Raw genomic sequence first — 22062 nt, 5'->3', positions numbered from 1 at the left:
CGGTCAACCGTGATTTTAAACTCCATGATCACATGGCGTAATATTCACCGTTACCGTGAGGTATTAAGATACTCCATTTATTCCGTTTCGATAGCCATTAAGTTACTTTAGGGACTAGATCCGCGGCCACGCGGAAGCCCATGTTGCCCGTTGAGCTGTCTGGTGTATTACCGCTTCTCGCCGCTACCCTGTAGCGGTTGCAGTAGGAGCGGTGGCACAGATACGAGCCGCCTCTCATCGACCTTTTGCCTGTATCCTGTGTGTATCGTGGATTAACTGAAGACGTTTGTCGATGATAGGCAGGACTGAACCAATCCGCACACCATTCCCATACATTGCCTGCCATATTATACAGTCCGTAACCGTTCGGATCAAACGACTGAGCAGGAGCAGTACCGATATAACCATCGCTTGCATTATTTTTAATTGGGAACTTTCCCTGCCAAATATTGCACATATGCCTGCCGTCCGGCTTGAGCAGGTCTCCCCAAGGATAGGTTCTGCCCTGTAAACCACCTCGTGCCGCATATTCCCATTCCGCTTCCGTCGGCAGTCTTGTCCCGGACCAGGAGCAGAACGCCGCGGCATCGTTCCAAGAGACATGAACGACCGGATGATCCATACGACCCTCAATGCTCGAATCCGGTCCTTCCGGGTTATTCCAATTTGCTCCATCAACGACAAGCCACCATGGGACTTGCCGAGGTACATTCTTAACCCTGATGTTCGTTTCGTCTGATGCCAACAAATGGAAGACATATGACCATCCATAGCTTTCTGCTTCAGTTCGATATCCGGTTGCATCCACGAATGCCCGAAACTGCGCGTTCGTCACGGCGCAAGCCGAGATTTTGAAGGCTTCGAGTTCCACCCTCCGAACCGGACCTTCCCCATCGCTTGGAAACCCTTCGCTAGTAATTGTTCCCATTTCGAAAGAACCACCCGGTATGATAACCCAATCCATGTCAATGTGATCCGGCTCCGAAACGGCAGTTTGTGACGGTGATGGGACCTCTATAACACTGGGCTCAATGTTCGCTTGCAGCCTGCTTACCGCACAACAGGATTTCATTTGATCCACTCCTTCGCCTCCCTCCAAACATGATGCCTATTCATGATTCATTAATCATTCGTTTAGAATAGAATAATTCCTGCCGCCCCTGCTGCAGCGATAACGGCGATCGGATGAAGTTTATACTTGATCATCAAAAACATACACCCGGAACATATCGCAAGCGTAAAGAAAGTCTTCCATGTGAATCCAGCCTCACGCCTATTAAGAAAGCCAAAATAGATGGCCGCATAAATAATAAGTCCGGTAATGATAGGACGAAGACCATAAAAGGTTGATCGGAACCATTTGCTGCGGCTTTGGCGAAAAAATACGGCTGCCTGCAAAATAACGGCTGCGAGTGAAGGCAGAATCATGCCTGACGTCGTCGCGACTGCCCCGGCCAATCCAGCCGACTTATACCCGATCAAGGTAGCGCTGTTCGTTGCGATCGGTCCTGGCGCCATACCGGCAAGAGAAACCGCTTCCTGAAATTCACTGTTCGTCAGCCAGCCGTGGGCTTCAATTTCATATTGAATCAAGGGAATGACAGCATACCCTCCGCCAAATGAAACGGAGCCAATCTTAAAGAAGGTAATGAATAATTCCCACAGCATGACTCGTGCCTCCGTTCGTCAGATAAAGTATTCGGGCTCACGCAATGACTTTGCATTGATATCCATTCTCTCGGTTCGAACCTCTAGACCGATCCACTCTTTACTCTTTACAATAACCAGCCCCACGACTAAGCCGAGGAGGATCACATAGAGCGGATTAATACTCAACAGCAGCAGCGACAAAAGCGCGATCGTCGTCACGCAAGTAGTGGACACGTCAAACACCGATACTTTGGCCATTCGGTAGGCAGCCATCAAGATCAAAGCAATGACGGCGGCATGAATACCTCTCAGGGCTGCTTGGACTTTTGGTTCGTCACGTAAAAACAGGTAAACGAAACTAAGGATGATCACAATCAGAAACGTTGGAAGTGTAACGCCTGCAATGGCTGCAACAGCACCGATGACGCCTGCTTTCCGATAGCCTACGAATGCAGCCGCATTCACAGCGACTCCTCCGGGAGCCATGCCCGCCATAGACAGCATATCGGCCATCTCATCTTCAGTAAACCATTGACGCTTGATGACAACCTCCCGTTCGATAATCGGCATCATGGCAAAACCACCGCCGAAGCTAGATGGACCAATTTTGAAGAACGTCCAAAAAAGCTGGTTAAGTTTACCAAAGTGCGCAAAAAACAACTTCACTGGACCCCCCCCTTCATTACATCCATTTTATCATCTTTTTTCCGTTTTGGAATAAAGAATTACTGATAAAACAAATTAAAAGAATTTATATCAAAATAAACATAGTGTTTTTATTTAATTACCAAATATCCCAATGTTTAAACTCGACTTAATTTCATTTAGGTTTTAAGTGAAGAAGGTAGAAAGATGTGAACCTAATCCGAAGTAAACTATAAGAACGGGCAATATGAACCCATTCCCTTTGATTTATCCGGCTGCGACACGAAACGCACAGCTGCTCACAACCGATCACGGTCTTCAAAGTCTCCTGCCAAAAAAAAGCCACCAGAAGTCCTTTAAATCATTTTTTCACTGAAGAGAACAACTCTCTCATGAAAATCGATTTAAAAGGACTGCTGGCGTTTCTTCAAACGTTTATTTTTCCAACTTTTTCACTGCTAATTCTCTTGTGGATGCCTCTTTCTCAATTCCTCCACGTAACGCCCTCTGCCCGATTCGATAAGTCTTTCGGCATATTCGCTGAGATTGCCCTTGGCATGATAGGGCCCGCCTTCTCGTATGACGGTCCAGAGCGGGTCAACATCGTGCTCCATCGACATCATCATCTCATCATGCCAGTCGAGCAGGCGGTATGCAGCCTCTCTGCATATGTCAGGGCGGGCGGGAGCCAAGTTATACAGCTCATGAATGTCATCCTTGATATGAAACAACATCTCTTTGTCGAACAAATGATAGCCGTCGTGGTAGGTACGGATGTAGAGCCATTCGTCGAACCTTACGCTGCGCTGGCACACATGTGCACATTGCGAAATAATGAGGCTGTCGCGTCCCGTATCTTCGCCCGTCAGTATCGAGTCGGCATAACTGCGGCCGTCCCAGCTCGGCGCCTGCTGAAGTCCCAACAGCTCCGCCATCGTCGGCGGCAAATCCAGATGGTAGTGAAGGCCTCTATCCACATGACCGGCTATGCAGCCCGGCCAGCGGATGATCATCGGAATCCGGCATGTCGCTTGGTCTGCCGTACCATGTTCGCCGTAGATGCCAAGCTCGCCCATATTCTCTCCGTGATCAGCCGTTATAATAATTACGGTATCGTCCAGAATGCCTTTCTTCTCCATCGCGTTCAGAATCATACCGATGTTATCGTCCATATGGCGCACACCGCAATCGTACCCGTCAATCATACGGCGGAGATCATTGCGATCCACAAGCTCCCCAGGATGACGGGGATATTGGGGCGAGACACGGTTGTTATACATGTTGATCTCGTGCGCGCTGTGCGGTCCCACCTTTTCCCGGTGCGCTGCAAATATATCATCGGTAATCCATTCCGGGAGCGGATCGTCCTTGAACGGGTTCCCGAATTCCTCCGGCGCACGATATGGTGTATGCGGGTCCCAATAATTTACGTAAAGCATCCAATCATCCTGCTCGGCATTGCGCTCAAGCCACTCGAGCACGACCGGCGTCACCTCCTCGGCCGACTCCATGCCGCCCTTGCCCGTATTGTAAATTTCATTGAAGCCGGCATAGAACGTCCAGGCGGTGTGCCTTTCTCCGAACGGGCTGACAAGTGAGGTTTTCATCCCCGCGCTGCGGAACAGCGAAGGGAAGCTTTCACTGGCCAACCTGCTGCGGAAATCGCGGGATTCGCCTTCATGGCGCACATCCGCAGCTGTCCCTCCGTGACCGACAACCCCGTTATGAATGCCGAATCTCCCTGTCATAAGCGCCGTTCTAGAGGGGAAGCACGGCGCATCGGACGTGTAATAATTATCGAAGCGGACTCCTTCGGCGGCTATCCGGTCAATATGGGGTGAGGTATTCCTATGGTACCCGTAACAGCCAAGATGGTCAGGTCTGGTGGAATCAAGATCAAGCAGCAATACTCGCATCGTTCAATCTCCTTTACTTCGATTATTAGTCGTTCGTCCATGCAACTTCTGCAGCTCCCTGCAAGAAATTAGCCCTTGATTGCTCCAAGATTCCCATCGTTTTCGGATGGTAGCTGCCGTCATCCTTCATCCCTTCGAATAATGCAAAAACCTCATCCTTGAGGACTGAGCTGCCTGTATTCGATTTTTATATTCGGGTATTTCTCCATAATTTCTTGAGAAATTGTTCGCGGACAGTCTTGATGCTGTCGCTCTTACGAAGCATCACCTGCTTTGAGAATTCGCTCAAATCTCCCGCAACGGCACCGCTTGCCGTGCTCTCGTTCGCCCACTGATTTCCTTGGTCTCATGTCGTTATCCCTTTCCCTAGAATGATAGCGCCTTCTTTAAGTATTATCTTCAGTATAAGAGTCAGCCCTTTTCTTTGTCGATGTACATAATCTCCGGAAGATGTACATTTCAACACTAAGTTGAGGATTTCAACACGTTTTCGTTTACATTATGATAATTATCAATGCTATAATAAAGGCAACCATTTTCATTAAACGGGTGATGCTTATGCTGACAATTAGAGCTGTACATTTTGACGATTTCATCCCGAATTGGCGTACGCATTCCGAGGTTATCAATTACAATGTGCTTGTTCTTGTCATGGAGGGCAAAGTTACTTACAGAATTGAAAACGAAGATTATACCGGTGAACGGGGAGACTTTATGTTTATTCCACATGGCTCGCGTCGCGCCGGTGAAAATCACCCTTCCGGCCCACACCAAAAGTTTACGATCATCTTCAACTATGAAGTTGATGCTATGCCATTCATTCCTTTTCTTCACGATAAGAAATTTGTACATTTCAAGCTGTGGAGGCTTCAGTACTTGCATAGAAGATTTGAACGTTTATATGAGGAAACGCGGCAGGGGGAGAACTTTAGAACCTTCATTTGTCACGGCATCCTGCAAGAGCTGATTGGCATCATTGCAAGAGAACTAGAGAAGCCCGAGGTTATACCGATCAAAATGAAATATGCCGAAAAGATAAAACACTATTTGCTAGACCACTACCGCGAACAGATTGAGATCAAGGATCTGGCACGATTAATTCAGCGTTCACCGAACTATACGATCGCCGTATTCCGAGAGGTTATCGGACAATCGCCGATCAAATACATCCATCAATTGCGCGTGATAGAAGCATGTAACCTGTTGTTGAACTCCGACATGTCCATCTCCAATATCTCAAACTATTTAGGCTACTATGACACCTCTTACTTTTTCCGGGTATTCAAAAAACACACCTCGATGTCACCTACAGACTTCATGACCTACGGGAACCAGCAGGACGCGGCCCAGTTGTTCACCTGAGCTCTGTACCATAGCAAAACAGCCCGCAGGTATCTGCGGGCCCGGTTATAAAGAAGGAAACTATCCATTGTCTAGAAGAGCTCTGCTTCACACGTTGCCTACCTACGGGATGTAGCACTCGTAGTAGAAATCTCAGGTATAATGGTAGCCATATTCTAAGACACTTTGATTGAATCGGATGTTGTTAAAAACCTAATCCGTGAATAATCCCTCTGTTCAGTTCTCCCACATAATCTCCTGCATTTATATAGTATCCATCATGACAAGCTATGCCGTCTCTCTTTTCTCTTACTCATACCTTACGAATTTCTTAAGCCAATATAAAAGTTAATAATAAGGGAGGACACCGCTCCATAAACTACACACAATTCCCTCCGCGTGAAATCAAAACATCCAAGACTAAATTAGCCAAGTACCAATCCAGCATGTCATAACGTTCACGAGCGATGCTGTTACATCTCAACCATTGTTAACACCTTCAATATTAAACACTCCACATGTCCCGTTTGCGGGAAGCGACCGCTTTGCCGCGACATTTGTTAAAATCGCTTAATATCGTATCGAATCAACGTTCTTACAGCCAATTATCTTTGTAATCTTTTTCTTTGGTTTGCTTTATCTTGGGCACGAACTTAAAGTTTTCTTTGAGTTTCCTTAATAGGCTAATCTATCATGATAATATACATGGAGGAAAAACTCTATGAAAAGGTGAATGGTCAGCTTGTTTTTAGCGTTGCTACTGAGCTTGCCCCTCCCTGCTGCTTACTCTCATTAAGGGTTATGGGGATGGTAGAAAGTTACTGCTGCTGGAAACAATTTGAAAGCTTCAATTGAATGAATGATAATTCTCGTAAAATAAGTTCAAATCATATAAAGGTCCTTCACTGTAAAGGAGTGAGTCTGATGCTGGTTCTTGGAAGAAAACCCGGACAATACATAGTAATAAACGAAAAAATTATCATAAAGGTAATTAAAAGTGAAGAGGGGCACTTACGCTTGGCTATTGAAGCGCCAAAAGATATCTCTATCGTTCGCGGAGAATTACTTCCGGAATTTTCCGACTAAATAATTCTAAAGATTTATGCAACACTAGTGACCCTTCTATTTACTTGCAGCTTTCCTTAGATATTTAAACAAGGACTTGCTTCGTATGTGCAAAAGCCTATGAGATGCCCTATCCCATTTTTCACAAACGACTGAAACCATAGGCTTTCGTAATTTAGAATAATAACTTTCAAATTTTTTTTCAAAAAGACTAAACATTTCAAATACATTGTCGATATATAAATTAATCTCATATTCGATTACTCATGGACGAGTAAATACGCATGTAGTTTCAAGGAGGAACATTTGAAACAGATGCCTATTTATTCGTCTTTTTGCTGTTTAAATGTAGTTTTTTACAATTGAATACTTATTAAATAATTACGAGACTTAGGATGAGCAAATGAGTCGCCGTCATTCTTCAGGAGGAAGAATGGCAGTGGTTTATTTGCTCATTTTTTTATGACAATTTACTAAGCGGGATAAGGGGATGAGCTAATGCTCGTGTTAGGGAGAAGACCCGGAGAATATGTGCTGATCGACAACAACATTATGGTAAAGGTCATTAAGAGCGATGAAGGCCATTTACGTTTGGCGATTGAAGCACCAAAGCATATTTCTATTGTTCGTGGAGAGTTATGGGAAGAAAACAATATAGCCTTAGAAACGGCAAAAAAGGTCGAAGCTCCTGCCACTTAAGGACGAGTGGTGAAGTCAAGGAAGATAACAGTTTGACTTACAAATCCTTGTTTTGGATTAGCGCGCAATCCATCAACGACTTGTGAGTACAAGGTATGCGCTTCAAAGGATGCCAACGGATAGGTACCTAAAACACACCACATGGAGGTAATGAGAAATGAGAATTAACCACAACATTGCAGCACAGAACACACACCGCCAATTAGCAGGTAACACAGGTGCAGCAGGGAAATCTTTAGAGAAATTGTCTTCCGGTCTTCGTATCAACCGTGCGGGCGACGACGCTGCAGGTCTTGCGATTTCCGAAAAAATGCGAGCACAAATCCGCGGATTGGATCAAGCACAGCGCAACGCGCAAGATTCGATATCCCTGATTCAAACGGCGGAAGGCGCTTTGACCGAAACACATAGCATCCTTCAACGTATGAAAGAACTCGCAACGCAAGCTGCCAACGATACGAACACTGCTGATGACCGCGGCGAAATCCAGAAGGAAATCAACCAATTATCAGCTGAAATTAACCGTATTGGCAATACGACCGAGTTCAACACGAAAAAACTGTTAAATGGGGATATTTCGGAAAAATCCGGTGTTGTAACGATTGATAAAACCACTAATCCTTTCAATGCGGGAACGACGACTATTTCGAATCCGGACTTAGATAAGAACAGTTCTCTGAAGGCAGGAAATTATACAGTAGATGTTACAGACACTGTAACGAAATCCGCAACCCATACTGCTGATAATGCAATTAAAAACGTTAGCGTTGGGGCAAATTCAAGTCTTAACAACGGCGATTATGAAATTCGTATTGGCCAAACGCAAACGAAGAATGCATCGCTTGATACTCCGGTAGGCTCTGTAACAGGCGTTTCGATTGCTCCTACTTCTACTTTGGCTAACGGTGCACATGAAGTAACAATTACTAGAACAGATTCTGTTGCAACCGGCGCATTCACCGGTGCAAATACAGGCCTTACGGCCGATGGTATTACGGTTACAGGTAACAATCCAGTGTCTGGAAGCTTTGATATAAAAACTGTAGGCGTTTTAGGTGCGGTAAACAATGGTACTGTTGCCGCAGGTGCGGCTGGTGCCCTTACTTTGAGTTTAGATAATTCTTCGGCACTGAGCAATGGAGTAGGATATCAACTTGCTTATGCAGATGAAGGCAACGGTATTTTTAGTGTTCAATTAATGGATACCGACGGCACTACAGCTTTAACAGACAAAGTTATTCTTGATAACAACGTACAAAATTATCAATTCAAGGCATTGGGATCAACCAATGACTTCGGTGTGAGCTTTAAAACCGCTACTGGGGTTAACACCACATTAGCTGGAGCTAACGCAGCCGGAAATCACCAAACATTTGATGTGAGCAGCACAGTTACATTAAGTAAAGGCGGCAGCACTGTAGGTACTACATCTATTGCTGCAGGTGCTGCTGCAGGTAGTGTAACAATTGGAGATTTCACGATTGCCCACGGCGTTGGTAACACAATTATCAATGGAACTGATAGCTTTACTGTCACTAACGAGCTTGCAGCATCATTTGATGGCGGACCTGAAGTAGCCTTTACTGCCGGCAGCACAGTTACCTTCGCAAACGGAGTAAGCATTGATACACGTGCTGATAGTACAACGTATAGCGCTTCTAACACTTTTGACCTTACCGTCGGTACCGCAAATGCTTATACTGCAACCGTCCACGATGGCAATGGCGGCGTTGTGGTTGGCACGCAAACGTTAACGTTTGAGGATGGCGGCACTTATAACCTAGGTAATGGCGTAGATCTTACTATCGGTACACTTACTGGCCCTACTACACATGGATTTAGCGTTACTGCCGCAACAACGAAAACCGCTACGCTGACAAACACAACAACTGGTGATACAACGAAGAAATCTGATATTGCAGCCAACTCCACGATCGATTTTGGAAATGGCCTCAAAGTAAATATTGGCGCAAACACGAATGGTCAAGCCGCTTTTACAGTTGAAGGTACTGTTGAGGACAAATCCTTGTCGATGCAAGTCGGAGCAAACCAAGGCCAGTCCTTGTCCATGAATGTTGCAGACATGCGTGCAAGTGCTCTCGGGTTAACTTCTTCTGATACATCTGCAGTAATTAAAGATAAAAGTGGAAAAGTGATTACGGGTGCTGCTTGGACAACTACGAAACAAACCAATAATGGCACTGATAACGTTAATGTTGAGTACTCCCTTGATGTATCGGATGCTACTAAGGCTTCTGGAGCAATTGCAGTACTAGATAATTCCATTAATGCTGTATCCGCCGAACGTTCCAAATTAGGTGCATACCAAAATCGTTTGGATCACACCATTAACAACCTTGGAGCTGCTTCTGAAAACCTTACTGCCGCTGAGTCGCGTATCCGTGATGTAGACATGGCGAAGGAAATGATGGAGTTCACTAAGAACAATATTCTTACTCAAGCAGCACAATCTATGTTGGCTCAAGCGAACCAACAGCCGCAAGGCGTACTGCAATTGCTACGTTAATTTCCTGAAATTCCGAAGGGTTTTCCCAATAGCCCATTTATAACTTTTTGGTTTCCACTTATTACTATTTTTTCATGTAAAAACAACCTCCATCTCCACTTTATCATAGGTGGAATTGGAGGTTGTTTGGCATGAAGTCTGGAATCCTCTCTCTCATACGAACACTTATAAACAGCCGTTTTAGTTACAATACCCCTTAATACGAACGAAGTATTCATCGCTGCTACTGCGTATAAAGACTCTCTGGTATCATCAGTGTGGATTTTAAACCTTAACGCTATGTTCTCGCTTGCAACGCACTCCTGGCAACCAGCATATATCCGGCCCCCCGAATCGTAATGATTCTCTCAGGATTGACAGGGTCAGCCTCGATTTTTTTACGTAAATTACTGATGTGTACAGCGACGGTTCTCGTATCCTCCAGACTCTCCATTCCCCAGATGAGCTGAAACAACATATCGACAGTGACGACACGATTAACGTTTTGTGCCAAATAGGACAATAGACTGAACTCTTTTTTCGTTAAAAAAATAGTTTCACTACCCATGATGACGGACTGTGCGTAGTAATCCAGCGTCAAACCCGCTAACTCTAGCAGTTGTTCCCTTCTGCCCGTCGATACTCTGCGAAGATGAGCCTTGATCTTGGCCATGAGTACTCCTGGACTAAACGGCTTGGTCACATAATCGTCGCCGCCATAGGATAATGCGCTGATTTTGACCTCGTCCTCCTCACGGCTGCTCAGAAACACGATCGGCGCATTCGTGAAGATACGTGCGTTCCTGCACCAATCAATGCCGTTTTCATTAGCCAACAATACATCCAGTACAATCAAATCCGGTTCGAACGACGCAAGCAGTTTCATGGCTTCTGCCCCGCTGTAGCTGTAGGAGCATAAGAAGCCCTCACGCTCGCAATATACCTGAACAATCTCGCATATATTGGGATCATCATCGACGATCATAATTTTGTGTATGTCCATCATGCTGTCACCTTCTTTCTTCTACAATACAAGGAAGCGATACATAGAATATCGCCCCCGTCTTGCCGTCGCTCTCCGCTCGAATCGTCCCTCCATGCGCTTGGACGATTTCCCTGCAAATCGCCAGCCCGAGCCCGCTGCCCTCTATACCATTCTCCAGGCCCGGTCGATCATACCTGTAATTACGATCGAAGATTTGCTCGAGCTGCTCTGGGGGTATACCTATGCCTGAATCTTGCACGCTAATGATTGCACAGCGGGTATGATCCTCTTCTTCAACAGCTAGTGCAATACGCACCGCCCCACTACTAGAAGTGAACTTCATCGCGTTCGACACTAGATTAAACAATGCCTGCTCTAATCTTTGTGAATCCATTTCGACAACAGGCACGTTGGGGCCTTGTTCTTCCACATCTCTGAAATCCAGCGTGAAATCCAACCCTGCGTCACGCACAACTAGCTCATATTGTTCATAGAACCGGCGCAAGAAGTGAACGATATGAACCTGCTCCATTCGGTATGAGACTTGTCCCGTCTCCAAATGCGACAAGAAGGACAACTCCTCGATCATGCGGTTAACCCTTATCGTGTTATCCCGGATATACTTCAAGTACTGTTCATTACGTTCCGGCTTGACCCTGTCCTGCACAGCTTCTACATAACCAAGCATACTGGACAGCGGCATACGCAGATCGTGCGTTATATAGGCAAGGAGCTTCTTCCTCCCTTCCTCGGAGTGAAGCAACCGATCATACGACGTGCGGAGATCATCATGAGCAGCGGATAAGGCCTGAGTGCGTTCCTGCACGGTTCGTTCCAAATTCATATTCATTTCGGTCAGCTTGTTGTTAGCGTCCTGCAGTTCACGTGCAATCCTCTCCTCGTTCGATTCCGCCCTCGTAAATCTTGAAGAAAGCAGAATCATCTGTGCGATCGTAAACACCAACAGACCAAGCGGAGATGTATTTCCGATTCGTGACCATTCGTTGTAATATAAAAAATCGTTGATGACCGTAACTAAAACAACCACCGACACCAGCAGGAAGATCAGCGCTCCCTCCATACGCCACATAGCCGCTTGGACCAGACCAACCATCAAATAAACCATATGCAGAACAATCATTACACCGATCATCAGCAATAATTTTGTAAATATAAGTGCAGGAGTTACAACGACAACGATACAGAATGCGCCGGTTATTATCCGCGTAGCAAGATGAAACCAACGCGACACATAATTTGGAAAGATGCAATCAAAGTACATCGTGATGATATACCCACTGCAGCAAAGAATCAGGTATTCAATCTTGAACTGCAATCCCCATGGAATAGCCGGCCACAATTGTGTGATCAAGAGTTCGCCGACCAGCAATGATCGGATACCGAACAACAAGGTGAACAGACCAAAATACAATGGAGCCCTGTCTTTGCGTCGCAGGATGAACAACAGCAGGTGATACACGCCAATCACCAGTAGGCTTGCGGTGATGAACATTTCAGCAGCGATTTTCAGATTTTTACTGACCGTTAATACATCACTGCCGCCGAGCTCTATATACTTGGTGATTCCGCCTCGCTTATGATGGAAGTTGGCAACTTGCATAACCAGCTCCACCTTGTCATTCTTGGGCTGGAAGAACAGCAGCTTCGTTGCCAGATGCGGTATCACGCTGCTCTTGTCCTGACCAACCACACCAACTTCTGCCAGCAGCTCGCCATTAACCCATAATTTATACGCATGAAAGATGGTAGGCAGCCGCAGAGCAAGCCGCTCGTTCCGATCCTGCTCACTAAGCTCTATGACCACCCGAAATGTAGCATAGCCTGTACCGTTCAGTTGCTGACCATCTAACCGATAACCTAGCCAGGAGTTCGGGATGCTGATCCAGCGGTCATGATTTCCGTCCCTTGCTAAGCGATTCTGTATGTCCTCAGGCGATAGCAGTTCATGCCAGTAGAACGCCCACTCTCCTTTTAACTTTAGTGGATTCTCACTGACATGAACCTGTGTTAAGTCCAGAAATCCTTCTTTACTTTGAAACTTAGGAGAGTCTGGTACAGAGATGACGGCATAGCTTGCAACCAAACCAACAACAACGGCAGCAATGATATGAAACAAGATAGTACGAGAACCGAATCGGAGAATTCCCCTCATTATGAACCAAACCCCAATCTGCAAGAGCACAATAAGTAAGTTGATTATTTAAATAATATCATCATTATAGGTAAATGTACCCTGCAAATATCTACGAGGCGTTGAACACAAACATCACGATAAGGTCCTTTTTTGAACGTAAGAAAAAACCGTCCCCCACCGAACGGTTAATTAACGTGCAAACCCAAGAATATAACGGGTAACGAAGCAGAATCACCGATGCAGATCATAGCGGTAGATTCAAATACATTCAAACTTCAATATACAGGTAAATGCGGCTCTTAACTACTACTTCCTTACGAGCGACACACAGCACTACACATGTTTCGAGTGTGTAAACAGTAAAAAAACCAAACGACATTTCTGCCATTTGGTTTCATTTATTGAAATAACATCTGGTTTCACATCTATATACGATAAGACCAGAAGTACTATAAGAGCTCAGGCCATTATCACCGCTGCGTCCGCTCATCCCCGCCATGCTCCAAACCAAACCACCCGATGTATCGTTTCAGATTTTATGTTTGCCGTACTTGTTTACTCATACCAATATTCGGGGATGATCTCCCTTTCCTTTTCCAACAACTCTTTAATAATTAAATCCGCATCATGTATCGAATTCACAAGCGGATCGGTCATCATCGCTCTTCTCAATTTCGTGTAGCTCCGTTCAACAACAGCCTCCGCAGTCAGTTCGTGCGTATCCAGCACCAGCTCCTGCATGCCCCGGATTCCCCTCGGCATTTCACCCATATGAAGCGGTTTGATTCCATCCATGCTTACTTCGCTTAACAACTCAAGGAACGAGTCGTTATTCATGTTGGTCACAGCACCGTTATTGAGCGTATTAATAAAGAACCGCTTGTTCAAATTCCCCACCATGTTTTCGATAATATCCGTAGCGTGATCGGGTCCGAAAGATTTCATATAATCGCTGATAGGATATTTCCCTGAGATGAAGTCATCCACTTGCCGCCACATTTCTTCATGCCGTTTATACCGGTCTTCCGTTTCCCAAATCGATAAAGGCGGGATGACGTCTTCATTCTTGCCAAGCCCCTGCCAATACCGGACATATTCTTTGGTATGGGCCGTACATGTTGGAATATACCCGAAAATGTTATAAAGCTCATAAGTGATTGCATCGTTATAAAGCGCCTTTGCCCCTCTATCTCCACCGTTGTTTTCCGTTCCTGCCGACCTCCTTAAAGCCTCGGCAATCGGAGCCATAACATTCTTTCCGTCATACTCCGCCTTAAGCAGCCAGGTGAAATGATTGACACCGGCAACGCGGAAATCAAATCTCCGGTCGATCTCCTCATTGAATTCGCTTTGAACCTGAATGATACCCGCTCGAATCGCGTAGTAAGCTTTCTTGCTCGGCATGTGATGGGAGTCGCAAAGCGCAAAGGATTTAAGTTTCGGCGCATATCGGCTTAAGGCGATCCCATGGACGGTAGATGGATTGATGTAATTGATTACCCACGCATCGGGACAAAGCTCCTCAATGTCCTTAGCGCATTCCATAATAACTGGCAGCTCTCTCATTGCCCTGAAGATTCCGCCTGGACCGATGGTATCCCCAGAACACATCCGAATTCCATATTTTAGAGAAACCTGGCAATCGATGCCACGGTATTTGACGGTATCCTCAGCAAAGCTGAGAACGACGAAATCCGCGCCCTTTAATACCTGTCTCCTATTCGTCGAGCCTTCCACTTTAAGAGATACATTGTTTTCCTTTGCAACCATTTCAGCGAGCCTTACCATCTTGGATAGTTTTTCTTCGTCAGTATCTACTAAAGAAAGTGTTCCATTATTCAAATATTTAGAGTGAACCATTTGCCAGATTGACTGCCGCCCAAAGAAAAGACTCCCAGCCCCAATGATAACTACCTTTGGTTGTGAAACCTTCGAATCCATCATGATCAAGTCCTCCTAACTAGTTATAACCTAATTATAGGAGAATGGTTTAAAAGTAGAATATGAGATAGTTTCACCTTCATGTCAAATAGTACGAATATTTGTGATTAACAAATCCAGTGATATACTAAAATAATATGAGAAATGTCTTCTGGTTGAGGAATGTAGAGGGATGCCAATGGATAAGAATATGACGGATATGGGGATTCTCAATGAATTGTCGGAATTGATCTCGCTTCGAATGAAATCCTTCTTTGAGCTTACCCACGACACGAAATGGATTGAACACAAGGCTCATACCGACTATGATCTTTGGTTCGTTCAATCCGGAATCGTTACCATTACTATCGATGGTTTTGAACATACAGCAAACCCGGGAGATGTGGTTTTTTTTTACCCAGGGGTTCCCTATATGGCAGCAGCTAGTAATAAGGGGTGCCGGTTTATTTACATTCATTTCGATTTTGAAATCGGCAAGCAAGAGCGGATTCTAAACGATTTTCAGCTCTCGGGAGTCATACCGCAAGAGCTGATCCGGGAAGAAGCCATTTTGTTCGGCAAAGCCTTTACGCAATCGAATCTATTACGAAGCATACCTGGGAACCGTTTATATTTAAAGGCTTGTCTGACGGCCGTTATTGCCAAAATTATTGAACTCCACGGACTTGGCCAATATACCGGCACATTTCTGAATGGGAGAACGTCAAGAAAAGTACAGAGCAATTTGGACGTGTTGCAGCCAGTGTTCAAATACGTTAATAACAATCTGCACAAATCTATTAAAATAAATGAGCTTGCAGCGTTTGTAGGCATATCAGAAAAGTATTTTATCACTTATTTCAAGAAAGCCTTGGGCATTACTCCGGGACAATATATTTACCAGATTAAAATGAACAGGGCGAGAGAATATCTTAATGAAAAGAAATATACGATTCAACAAATTGCTAACCTTCTGGGTTATCCTGATCCGTTTACATTTTCGAAATCTTTTAAAAAATACTATAACGTTGCACCGTCAAAGTTCGAGTAAAAAGCTGTCAGAGGACATGCCCCTAACAGCTTTTCGTCCCCCGTTTCAGCTCAGGCACGAAAATAACTTGTTTCTCATTGACCCGATAGCGATCGCTGAGGTTCAAAGTAATTTATATAAATATCATTAATAAATTGATAAGATGGGGATCCTTTATCAGCATCTAACCCTGAAAAACCTTTTATAGATCCTCCTGCTTTTAGAATGATGTACAGCTCTTTTTGTTCGCCAAAATGTTTAATCTATTCCTTACGAGATCAGTTTTATTATCTCATCATTACATTAAGCCTCAACAAACATATATTTTGCTCTTCTCAATCTTCAGCTGTACCCGATCCACAATATCGTCCGCTTCAGTACCTAGGATATCGATCAACGTGATCTCATTGCCTTCCTTATCCTTACAGCGAAACGTCCTTGCGTGTTTACATCAACACATCCCAGTTCGTCCCCATAAAATATAGTTCATGTTTCCGCACTCCACATGACTGGAGTACGTAATATTGCGATGAATCAAGGCACTATTATCGTAATTTTTTTTGATAAATAAAGAAAAAGATCACCTATGATAAGGCGATTTCTTCAACTTTCGTTCCTCGTTAGCGGAATGACATTTCTTAATCTGATAGAGCACGTTTTATGTTCGCTTTTGCTTCATCAACCAACCTTTCATCTTTATCATCAATTGCCTGCATCATTATCAAAATGGGAATATATATGGCAATTAATCGAGATAAGATCTTCGTTTCTTCATCTACATCCCCATATTCTTTGAAAAAGTCAGAACGCGCATCCGGAGGTAAAAAGCTATACACAACATTCAAATCACAAGCAGGATGTCCTATATTGATATCTCCCCAGTCGATAATCCCTGAAACAATTCCATTCTCATCTACCAGTATATTTTTAAAATGAAGGTCACCATGAAGGAATACATACTTTTGATTCACTCTTTCAGTTCTGAGCTGTTCCAAATAATTTGATATTGCATGATATTCTTCTTTACTGAAATGAAGGGCAAGATCGGAAATGAATTTATGTATCTTCTCCTTACGCATCGCAATATCAGTCAGATTTCTATGGTCATGTTGAACTCCATTTTCTTGGGCAATTTGCACAGGGAATGCATGTAAGCTTTTTAAAAATTGCGCGAGCGTTGTTGCTGATAGCGCTCGTTGCTTGTCAGTTAATCCGATTGGAAACTCTCCGAATAAATAGGGGTAGCCTAGGAAGGGTGCAGGATAATTATAATCCCCTTCCCCAAAAAATAGTGGTATCGAATATGCAATGGAAAAATAATCTTTAAGCTTAGGCAGTATCTTTCCTTCCATCCTTAAAGAATTAATTGCAACTTCTCTTCTTGGAAAGCGAAATGCATATTCGGACCCGACAAGAAAAACAGTGTTATCCCAGCCATGCCCTAGTTTTTTTACACTTTTTGTAGCTAACTGCGGAAACTGACTGCTTATTAATTTATAAGCCAATTCTTCTGATACTTCCCATTCTGCATCCCATTGATTCGAACTTTCCATATCGCTTTATCTCCTCCTTCGCAAAAATAGAAAATCTGCTCACCTAACCTTGACCCATTTCCCGCACATCATACCATGGATTTAATATTATGTTTGAGAACAATCTAACCGTCTTGTTCCGCTAAACTGCCCGTTCGCTTAATACCAGTACCTAAGCGTACACGATCATATCATTACAATCAATGCCTTTGAGCCGCATCGTCACATCTCAATTATTGTTTCAGAATTATCAATATTAAGCACTCCACATGTGCGGAGTACGTATACATAAAGAAAAAACCAAATGGAATCTCTGCCATTTGGTTTCATTTATTGATATAACATCGTGCAATCAAACCCTAACTTTATCGTTACATACGATAGATCAGGTATTATATATGAACTTATTTGAGTCTCACCGCTTCGCCTTATAAAACTCATGATAAAGCTTCATAAGCGCTTTCTTCTCTATCCTAGAAACATAACTCCGACTAATCCCAAGTTCCTTCGCAATCTCCCGCTGCGTCCGCTCATCCCCGCCATGCTCCAGCCCGAAGCGCCCGATGACAACTTCCTTCTCGCGGTCATCAAGTAGATCCAAATTCTTATATATCTTCGACTTTTCAATTTTCAACTGCACCTTATCGACGATATCATCCGCTTCAGTACCGAGGATATCGATCAGCGTAATTTCATTGCCTTCCTTATCCGTTCCAATTGGATCATGAGTGCATAAGTATTTCATTCTCGATACAACGAGCAGCAAATGTAGCGAGCTTCGTCCCTTTCCCGGTTGGAAGCTCTCGATCGCTTTAATCAGACCGATTGTCCCGATCGAGATCAAATCCTCGAGATCCTCCCCAGTATTGTCGAATTTTTTGACGTTGTGGACACAACCTGATGTAAACCAAACGTCAACACATTCCAGCTCGTCCCCTTAAAATATTTTCTTTCCCTCAAGAACACATTATGCGCCGACCTATTCAAAGGCTGCAACCGCATCAACCAACGCTGTCAACTGAGTCTATAACGTCTCTGTACTGAGCGTAAATCCTTCGATTACGGCATCTTCATCGATCTCAATCAGGATGCATCGTTTCCCTTGATAATTCACCTGTCTCACATATTTTAAATCCTGCGGGCTGACCGAAATCGAGGCTACCTTTGTATCGATCTTAATCGATTTTGAAGTGAATTTCGGCATAACGCTGCTTGCCTTCATTTCATAGTTCCTATCGTCGACGATCGTTTGAAACGCGCGTTCCACTTTATCCGTCGTCACGTTATCTATGCCGCTTATTGTCAGCACACGTTCCACATCTTTATAATCCAACTTCGGGGGTTCTTCTTTATCTTCGTTAGTTTCGATTACTTGGTGGATCTCCTCGTACACCTGTGCGAGAGTGGCTACGTCGAGTTGTTCGCCCACCACTTCCTTCACGATGTCTTCGAAAATAGCCCTCTCTTCCATTGCCGTCATGGATCTTTCGGCATTTAAGACCTGTCCGATGAAGTGCGGATCTGGATAATTCGATTTTGCCGTACAATACAGAATGCGGTTCACATCGGAATAGTTATCCGTCACGCTAGGGTAAAAGAACCCGTGCTCCGGCGAACTTAACTTGATAATCGGATCTACAATGACATTGTACTTAAATTCCCTCTCCACATAATCGAACAAGAGAGTCTTCTTTTGCTTCTCCGTGGAATTCATGCTGCATAGAATGAACGGATGCGCGAACAGCTCGTCCTTCCCGCTCTCTTCGGCTTCTTCATTTCTGCCCTTGGTCGGCCGGAAATACTGTCCACGAACGAACGTGACTACTGTATCCTGTTCATACTTGGTATCCACCAACATTTTATCCACCAACAGCAGCATCAGGTCCTTCCATTCTTCAGGATTGCCTGTCGACAAACCTTGGTGAAGTATCACTCGCGTCGGATCCTCTGCTTCCTCCTGAAACTTCAACTCGAACAACTTCTGATCCAATTCTCCGGTCAGCAGTTTTTTGAAATTCCCCATATACAACTCCTGCTTCTCTCTATCCACCAGAGCAAACGCCTGGCTCTCCCAATGATAGACCTCGTTGCTATCCTTCATAATATACACGTTGAGAATGTCGTTAATATTCATCATATCGTGATCCAGCTTAAATTGCTTGCGTATATGCGCGACTTCTTTCTTTATCATGATTCGTTAGACAACTCCTAAGAAGTAAATTGGTTTTATCAGTATAAACGATATAACAGCCCTTCGCTAGAAGGGCTGTTAATGTTACTTATCTTCAGTTCCGTTCCAAACCAACACCGCCACACACTCGACATGTGTGGAATGCGTATACAGAAAAAAACCAAACGGAATCTATATCGTTTGGTTCCTTTTATTGATGTAACATAGTTCAATCTATTCATAACTTTATTGCTACATACGATAATGTCAGATGTACTATAAGAGCTCAGGCCATTCTTACCGCTTCGCCTTATAAAACTCATGATAAAGCTTCATTAGAGCCCTTTTCTCTATCCTTGAAACATAACTCCGACTAATCCCAAGCTCCTTCGCAATCTCCCGCTGCGTCCGCTCATCCCCGCCATGCTCCAAACCAAACCGTCCAATAACAACTTCCTTCTCGCGGTCATCAAGTATATCCAAATTCTTATATATCTTCGACTTTTCAATTTTCAATTGCACTTTATCGACGATATCATCCGCTTCAGTACCGAGGATATCGATCAGCGTAATTTCATTGCCTTCCTTATCCGTTCCAATTGGGTCATGAAGTGATACGTCTTTCCTAGTCTTTTTCAAAGACCGCAGATGCATAAGTATTTCATTCTCGATACAACGAGCAGCAAATGTAGCGAGCTTCGTCCCTTTCCCGGTTTGGAAGCTCTCGATCGCTTTAATCAGACCGATCGTCCCGATCGAGATCAAATCCTCGAGATCCTCCCCAGTATTGTCGAATTTTTTCACTATGTGAGCGACAAGTCGAAGGTTATGTTCGATCAAAAGATTTCGTGAACGTTGATTACCTTCCGCCATCAGTTGCAGATGTTTAGTTTCCTCCTCCTCTTGAAGAGGCTGGGGAAAAGCATTATTTTTGACATAAGAGACAAGTAGCGAAAGCTGTTTAATAAATAGTGCTATTGCCGAAAACAATCCTGGCATGCTCAGTCACCCCCACGATGTATTACAGATGAACACTGAAGTCTGTTCTCCATTATATGTGGGTAGCCGCCTAGAAGTGCATGTACGGGATTTCGACAATTGAAAATAAACCCGCTTCATCTCAAGGTATATAAAATATTACGATCCCGATTATTACAACAGGTCAATCCAGAATAATCTCTTTATTTGGGTTTTCCAGAAACTCAAACAACGTTTGAATCTGTTTTTTGGTGTTTCTCTCCGCAGACAGCTCTGGCAATTGATCCATCTCAAAAAAATCAACCGCACTTGTTTCTACTCCGACAGTGGCCTCTCCACCAACGATTTTACAAAGTATAAAAAACTTATATACATGGTAAGGCTCAGGCGGATGATCATGAAATTTTTTATCCAATACAGCGAGTAAACGAACGGGCGCAACATCAAACCCTGATTCTTCTTTGACCTCTTTCACTGCAATCTCCGAAGGCGAATAACCGATATCCGCCCAACCTCCCGGCAATGCCCATGCGCCATCCAACTTCTCGCGAACAAGCAGTATTTTATTTTCCTTAAAAATCACACCACGAATATCGACCTTTGGAGTCGCATAACCAGAATCACTTGCGAAAGTTAGAGCAATTTTCTCCTGACTGACCAAAGTATAGTTCATCATAATTTCTATACTCATCTGCCGCAGCTGTTCATAACGTTCTATATCATAAACATCCTTCGTGTACGTAAGTCCCGTTTGAGCAATCGCCTGCATCTGTTTCGCCCACTCTAACCACTTCAATTCCATCGGTTTATCCCTCTTCTTTCATGATGTCAAGAAATTCAGATACGCTTCTGAAAATAGCATCAGGCGGTATATCAAACACGCTGCTTTGGAACGTTGACAGCCATTGCACGCCATAAGTCCGTAAGCCAGCAGATTTACCTGCCACAATATCGGCATTACTGTCGCCAATAAATACGGTTTTGGATTTATTAACGCCAAGGATTTCTAACGCTTTATATATACCTTCGGGATCAGGTTTGGGCTTCACGACATCATCCCCAGTAATCACCACATCAAAGTAACTTATTAAATTCAGCGCTTCAGATGAAATCTGGAACGCTCGCCTGCTTTTTCCTGTGATGACTCCTATCTTGATCCCCTTTCCTTTCAAATGTTCTAGCAAATCAATAATAGCCTGATCCTTTTCGATGGTATCAAAATGCCCCTGCTTGTAAATCTCATAATAGTCCATAATCGCTTGTAAGATGAATTCTTCATTCCTGAAATGATTTGCAATGATCTCCTCTTCTGTCGGACCAAACATCGCTATGAGCTCTTCATTGGTAACATCTCGATTGTCATATGTTTTGAAGACGGTGTTAAAAGCTTCAAACGATAATGGCAAAGTATCTGCTAAAGTCCCATCAAAATCAAATAATACGGCATCAATTGGCATAACACACTTCCTT

Annotated in this window: 18 protein-coding genes; 5 read left to right on the top strand and 13 right to left on the bottom strand. The window is 44.0% G+C overall.

The annotated features are described in order from the left end of the window. Window positions 1-97: 97 nt before the first annotated feature. The 4 genes from BK120_RS21125 to BK120_RS21110 form a co-directional block, all read right to left on the bottom strand. On the bottom strand, window positions 98-964 hold the full coding sequence (locus tag BK120_RS21125; protein ID WP_256710978.1) for a formylglycine-generating enzyme family protein: 867 nt from the start codon (window positions 962-964) through the stop codon (window positions 98-100). Window positions 965-1134: 170 nt separating this feature from the next. Beyond that, window positions 1135-1668 carry a chromate transporter gene (locus tag BK120_RS21120; protein ID WP_076269476.1) on the bottom strand — a complete coding sequence of 178 codons (534 nt, stop codon included), beginning with the start codon at window positions 1666-1668 and terminating at the stop codon, window positions 1135-1137. A gap of 18 nt (window positions 1669-1686) precedes the next feature. Next, window positions 1687-2316: a chromate transporter gene (locus BK120_RS21115; protein WP_076269475.1), complete on the bottom strand. Its 630-nt coding sequence runs from the start codon at window positions 2314-2316 to the stop codon at window positions 1687-1689. 437 nt (window positions 2317-2753) lie between these two features. Beyond that, the gene (locus BK120_RS21110) at window positions 2754-4211 is read right to left on the bottom strand and encodes a sulfatase family protein (RefSeq protein ID WP_076269474.1); all 1458 of its coding nucleotides are present in this window, start codon (window positions 4209-4211) and stop codon (window positions 2754-2756) included. A gap of 558 nt (window positions 4212-4769) precedes the next feature. Between BK120_RS21110 and BK120_RS21105 the strand changes: the two genes are divergently transcribed. From BK120_RS21105 to BK120_RS36295, 4 genes are all read left to right on the top strand, one after another. Next, window positions 4770-5573 (top strand): helix-turn-helix domain-containing protein, encoded by an 804-nt coding sequence (locus BK120_RS21105; protein ID WP_076269609.1) that lies wholly within the window; start codon window positions 4770-4772, stop codon window positions 5571-5573. Window positions 5574-6476: 903 nt separating this feature from the next. Continuing rightward, complete coding sequence (locus BK120_RS21100; RefSeq protein ID WP_076269473.1) at window positions 6477-6638, top strand: carbon storage regulator; 162 nt, start codon at window positions 6477-6479, stop codon at window positions 6636-6638. A 477-nt stretch (window positions 6639-7115) separates the two neighbouring features. Then, window positions 7116-7316 carry a carbon storage regulator gene (locus BK120_RS21095; RefSeq protein WP_076269472.1) on the top strand — a complete coding sequence of 67 codons (201 nt, stop codon included), beginning with the start codon at window positions 7116-7118 and terminating at the stop codon, window positions 7314-7316. 157 nt (window positions 7317-7473) lie between these two features. After that, window positions 7474-9843: a flagellin N-terminal helical domain-containing protein gene (locus tag BK120_RS36295; protein WP_076269471.1), complete on the top strand. Its 2370-nt coding sequence runs from the start codon at window positions 7474-7476 to the stop codon at window positions 9841-9843. Between the two features lie 277 nt (window positions 9844-10120). Here the strand turns inward: BK120_RS36295 and BK120_RS21085 are convergent, their stop codons facing one another. The 3 genes from BK120_RS21085 to BK120_RS21075 all read right to left on the bottom strand — a co-directional run bounded on the left by BK120_RS21085 (window position 10121) and on the right by BK120_RS21075 (window position 14906). After that, the gene (locus BK120_RS21085; RefSeq protein WP_144376810.1) at window positions 10121-10828 is read right to left on the bottom strand and encodes a response regulator transcription factor; all 708 of its coding nucleotides are present in this window, start codon (window positions 10826-10828) and stop codon (window positions 10121-10123) included. Window positions 10829-10832: 4 nt separating this feature from the next. Next, entirely contained in the window at window positions 10833-12980 is a 2148-nt protein-coding gene (locus tag BK120_RS21080) for a sensor histidine kinase (RefSeq protein ID WP_076269470.1), read from the bottom strand. A gap of 537 nt (window positions 12981-13517) precedes the next feature. Continuing rightward, complete coding sequence (locus BK120_RS21075; RefSeq protein WP_076269469.1) at window positions 13518-14906, bottom strand: family 4 glycosyl hydrolase; 1389 nt, start codon at window positions 14904-14906, stop codon at window positions 13518-13520. Window positions 14907-15081: 175 nt separating this feature from the next. On the opposite strand from BK120_RS21075, the gene BK120_RS21070 reads away from it, so the two are divergent. Next, the gene (locus tag BK120_RS21070; protein WP_076269468.1) at window positions 15082-15933 is read left to right on the top strand and encodes an AraC family transcriptional regulator; all 852 of its coding nucleotides are present in this window, start codon (window positions 15082-15084) and stop codon (window positions 15931-15933) included. 617 nt (window positions 15934-16550) lie between these two features. Here the strand turns inward: BK120_RS21070 and BK120_RS21065 are convergent. The 6 genes from BK120_RS21065 to BK120_RS21040 all read right to left on the bottom strand — a co-directional run bounded on the left by BK120_RS21065 (window position 16551) and on the right by BK120_RS21040 (window position 22049). Next, on the bottom strand, window positions 16551-17465 hold the full coding sequence (locus tag BK120_RS21065) for a phosphotransferase (protein ID WP_076269467.1): 915 nt from the start codon (window positions 17463-17465) through the stop codon (window positions 16551-16553). Window positions 17466-17859: 394 nt separating this feature from the next. Continuing rightward, on the bottom strand, window positions 17860-18372 hold the full coding sequence (locus BK120_RS21060) for a sigma-70 family RNA polymerase sigma factor (RefSeq protein ID WP_372239013.1): 513 nt from the start codon (window positions 18370-18372) through the stop codon (window positions 17860-17862). Window positions 18373-18468: 96 nt separating this feature from the next. Next, window positions 18469-19635, bottom strand: a complete 1167-nt coding sequence (locus BK120_RS21055; protein WP_076269466.1) for a DUF4317 domain-containing protein — start codon at window positions 19633-19635, stop codon at window positions 18469-18471. 276 nt (window positions 19636-19911) lie between these two features. Next, window positions 19912-20613: an RNA polymerase sporulation sigma factor SigK gene (sigK, locus tag BK120_RS21050; RefSeq protein WP_053374990.1), complete on the bottom strand. Its 702-nt coding sequence runs from the start codon at window positions 20611-20613 to the stop codon at window positions 19912-19914. A gap of 163 nt (window positions 20614-20776) precedes the next feature. Beyond that, window positions 20777-21394 carry an NUDIX hydrolase gene (locus BK120_RS21045; RefSeq protein ID WP_076269465.1) on the bottom strand — a complete coding sequence of 206 codons (618 nt, stop codon included), beginning with the start codon at window positions 21392-21394 and terminating at the stop codon, window positions 20777-20779. 4 nt (window positions 21395-21398) lie between these two features. Continuing rightward, the gene (locus tag BK120_RS21040; RefSeq protein WP_076269464.1) at window positions 21399-22049 is read right to left on the bottom strand and encodes an HAD family hydrolase; all 651 of its coding nucleotides are present in this window, start codon (window positions 22047-22049) and stop codon (window positions 21399-21401) included. Window positions 22050-22062 lie beyond the last annotated feature (13 nt).

The sequence above is a fragment of the Paenibacillus sp. FSL A5-0031 genome, from assembly GCF_001956295.1.
GTDB lineage: Bacteria > Bacillota > Bacilli > Paenibacillales > Paenibacillaceae > Pristimantibacillus.
Note: the sequence above shows the minus strand (reverse complement) of the source record. Positions and strands in the feature narration are given on the sequence as shown.

Bases quoted from the DNA above. Each gene is read 5' to 3' on its own strand.
- BK120_RS21085 (WP_144376810.1), bottom strand. From the start codon at position 10,828: ATGATGGACATACACAAAATTATGATCGTCGATGATGATCCCAATATA.
- BK120_RS21120 (WP_076269476.1), bottom strand. From the start codon at position 1,668: ATGCTGTGGGAATTATTCATTACCTTCTTTAAGATTGGCTCCGTTTCA.
- BK120_RS21110 (WP_076269474.1), bottom strand. From the start codon at position 4,211: ATGCGAGTATTGCTGCTTGATCTTGATTCCACCAGACCTGACCATCTT.
- BK120_RS21055 (WP_076269466.1), bottom strand. From the start codon at position 19,635: ATGATAAAGAAAGAAGTCGCGCATATACGCAAGCAATTTAAGCTGGAT.
- BK120_RS21070 (WP_076269468.1), top strand. From the start codon at position 15,082: ATGGATAAGAATATGACGGATATGGGGATTCTCAATGAATTGTCGGAA.
- BK120_RS21080 (WP_076269470.1), bottom strand. From the start codon at position 12,980: ATGAGGGGAATTCTCCGATTCGGTTCTCGTACTATCTTGTTTCATATC.
- BK120_RS21095 (WP_076269472.1), top strand. From the start codon at position 7,116: ATGCTCGTGTTAGGGAGAAGACCCGGAGAATATGTGCTGATCGACAAC.
- BK120_RS36295 (WP_076269471.1), top strand. From the start codon at position 7,474: ATGAGAATTAACCACAACATTGCAGCACAGAACACACACCGCCAATTA.
- BK120_RS21075 (WP_076269469.1), bottom strand. From the start codon at position 14,906: ATGATGGATTCGAAGGTTTCACAACCAAAGGTAGTTATCATTGGGGCT.
- BK120_RS21065 (WP_076269467.1), bottom strand. From the start codon at position 17,465: ATGGAAAGTTCGAATCAATGGGATGCAGAATGGGAAGTATCAGAAGAA.
- BK120_RS21125 (WP_256710978.1), bottom strand. From the start codon at position 964: ATGGATTGGGTTATCATACCGGGTGGTTCTTTCGAAATGGGAACAATT.
- BK120_RS21105 (WP_076269609.1), top strand. From the start codon at position 4,770: ATGCTGACAATTAGAGCTGTACATTTTGACGATTTCATCCCGAATTGG.
- BK120_RS21045 (WP_076269465.1), bottom strand. From the start codon at position 21,394: ATGGAATTGAAGTGGTTAGAGTGGGCGAAACAGATGCAGGCGATTGCT.
- BK120_RS21100 (WP_076269473.1), top strand. From the start codon at position 6,477: ATGCTGGTTCTTGGAAGAAAACCCGGACAATACATAGTAATAAACGAA.
- BK120_RS21040 (WP_076269464.1), bottom strand. From the start codon at position 22,049: ATGCCAATTGATGCCGTATTATTTGATTTTGATGGGACTTTAGCAGAT.
- sigK (WP_053374990.1), bottom strand. From the start codon at position 20,613: ATGCCAGGATTGTTTTCGGCAATAGCACTATTTATTAAACAGCTTTCG.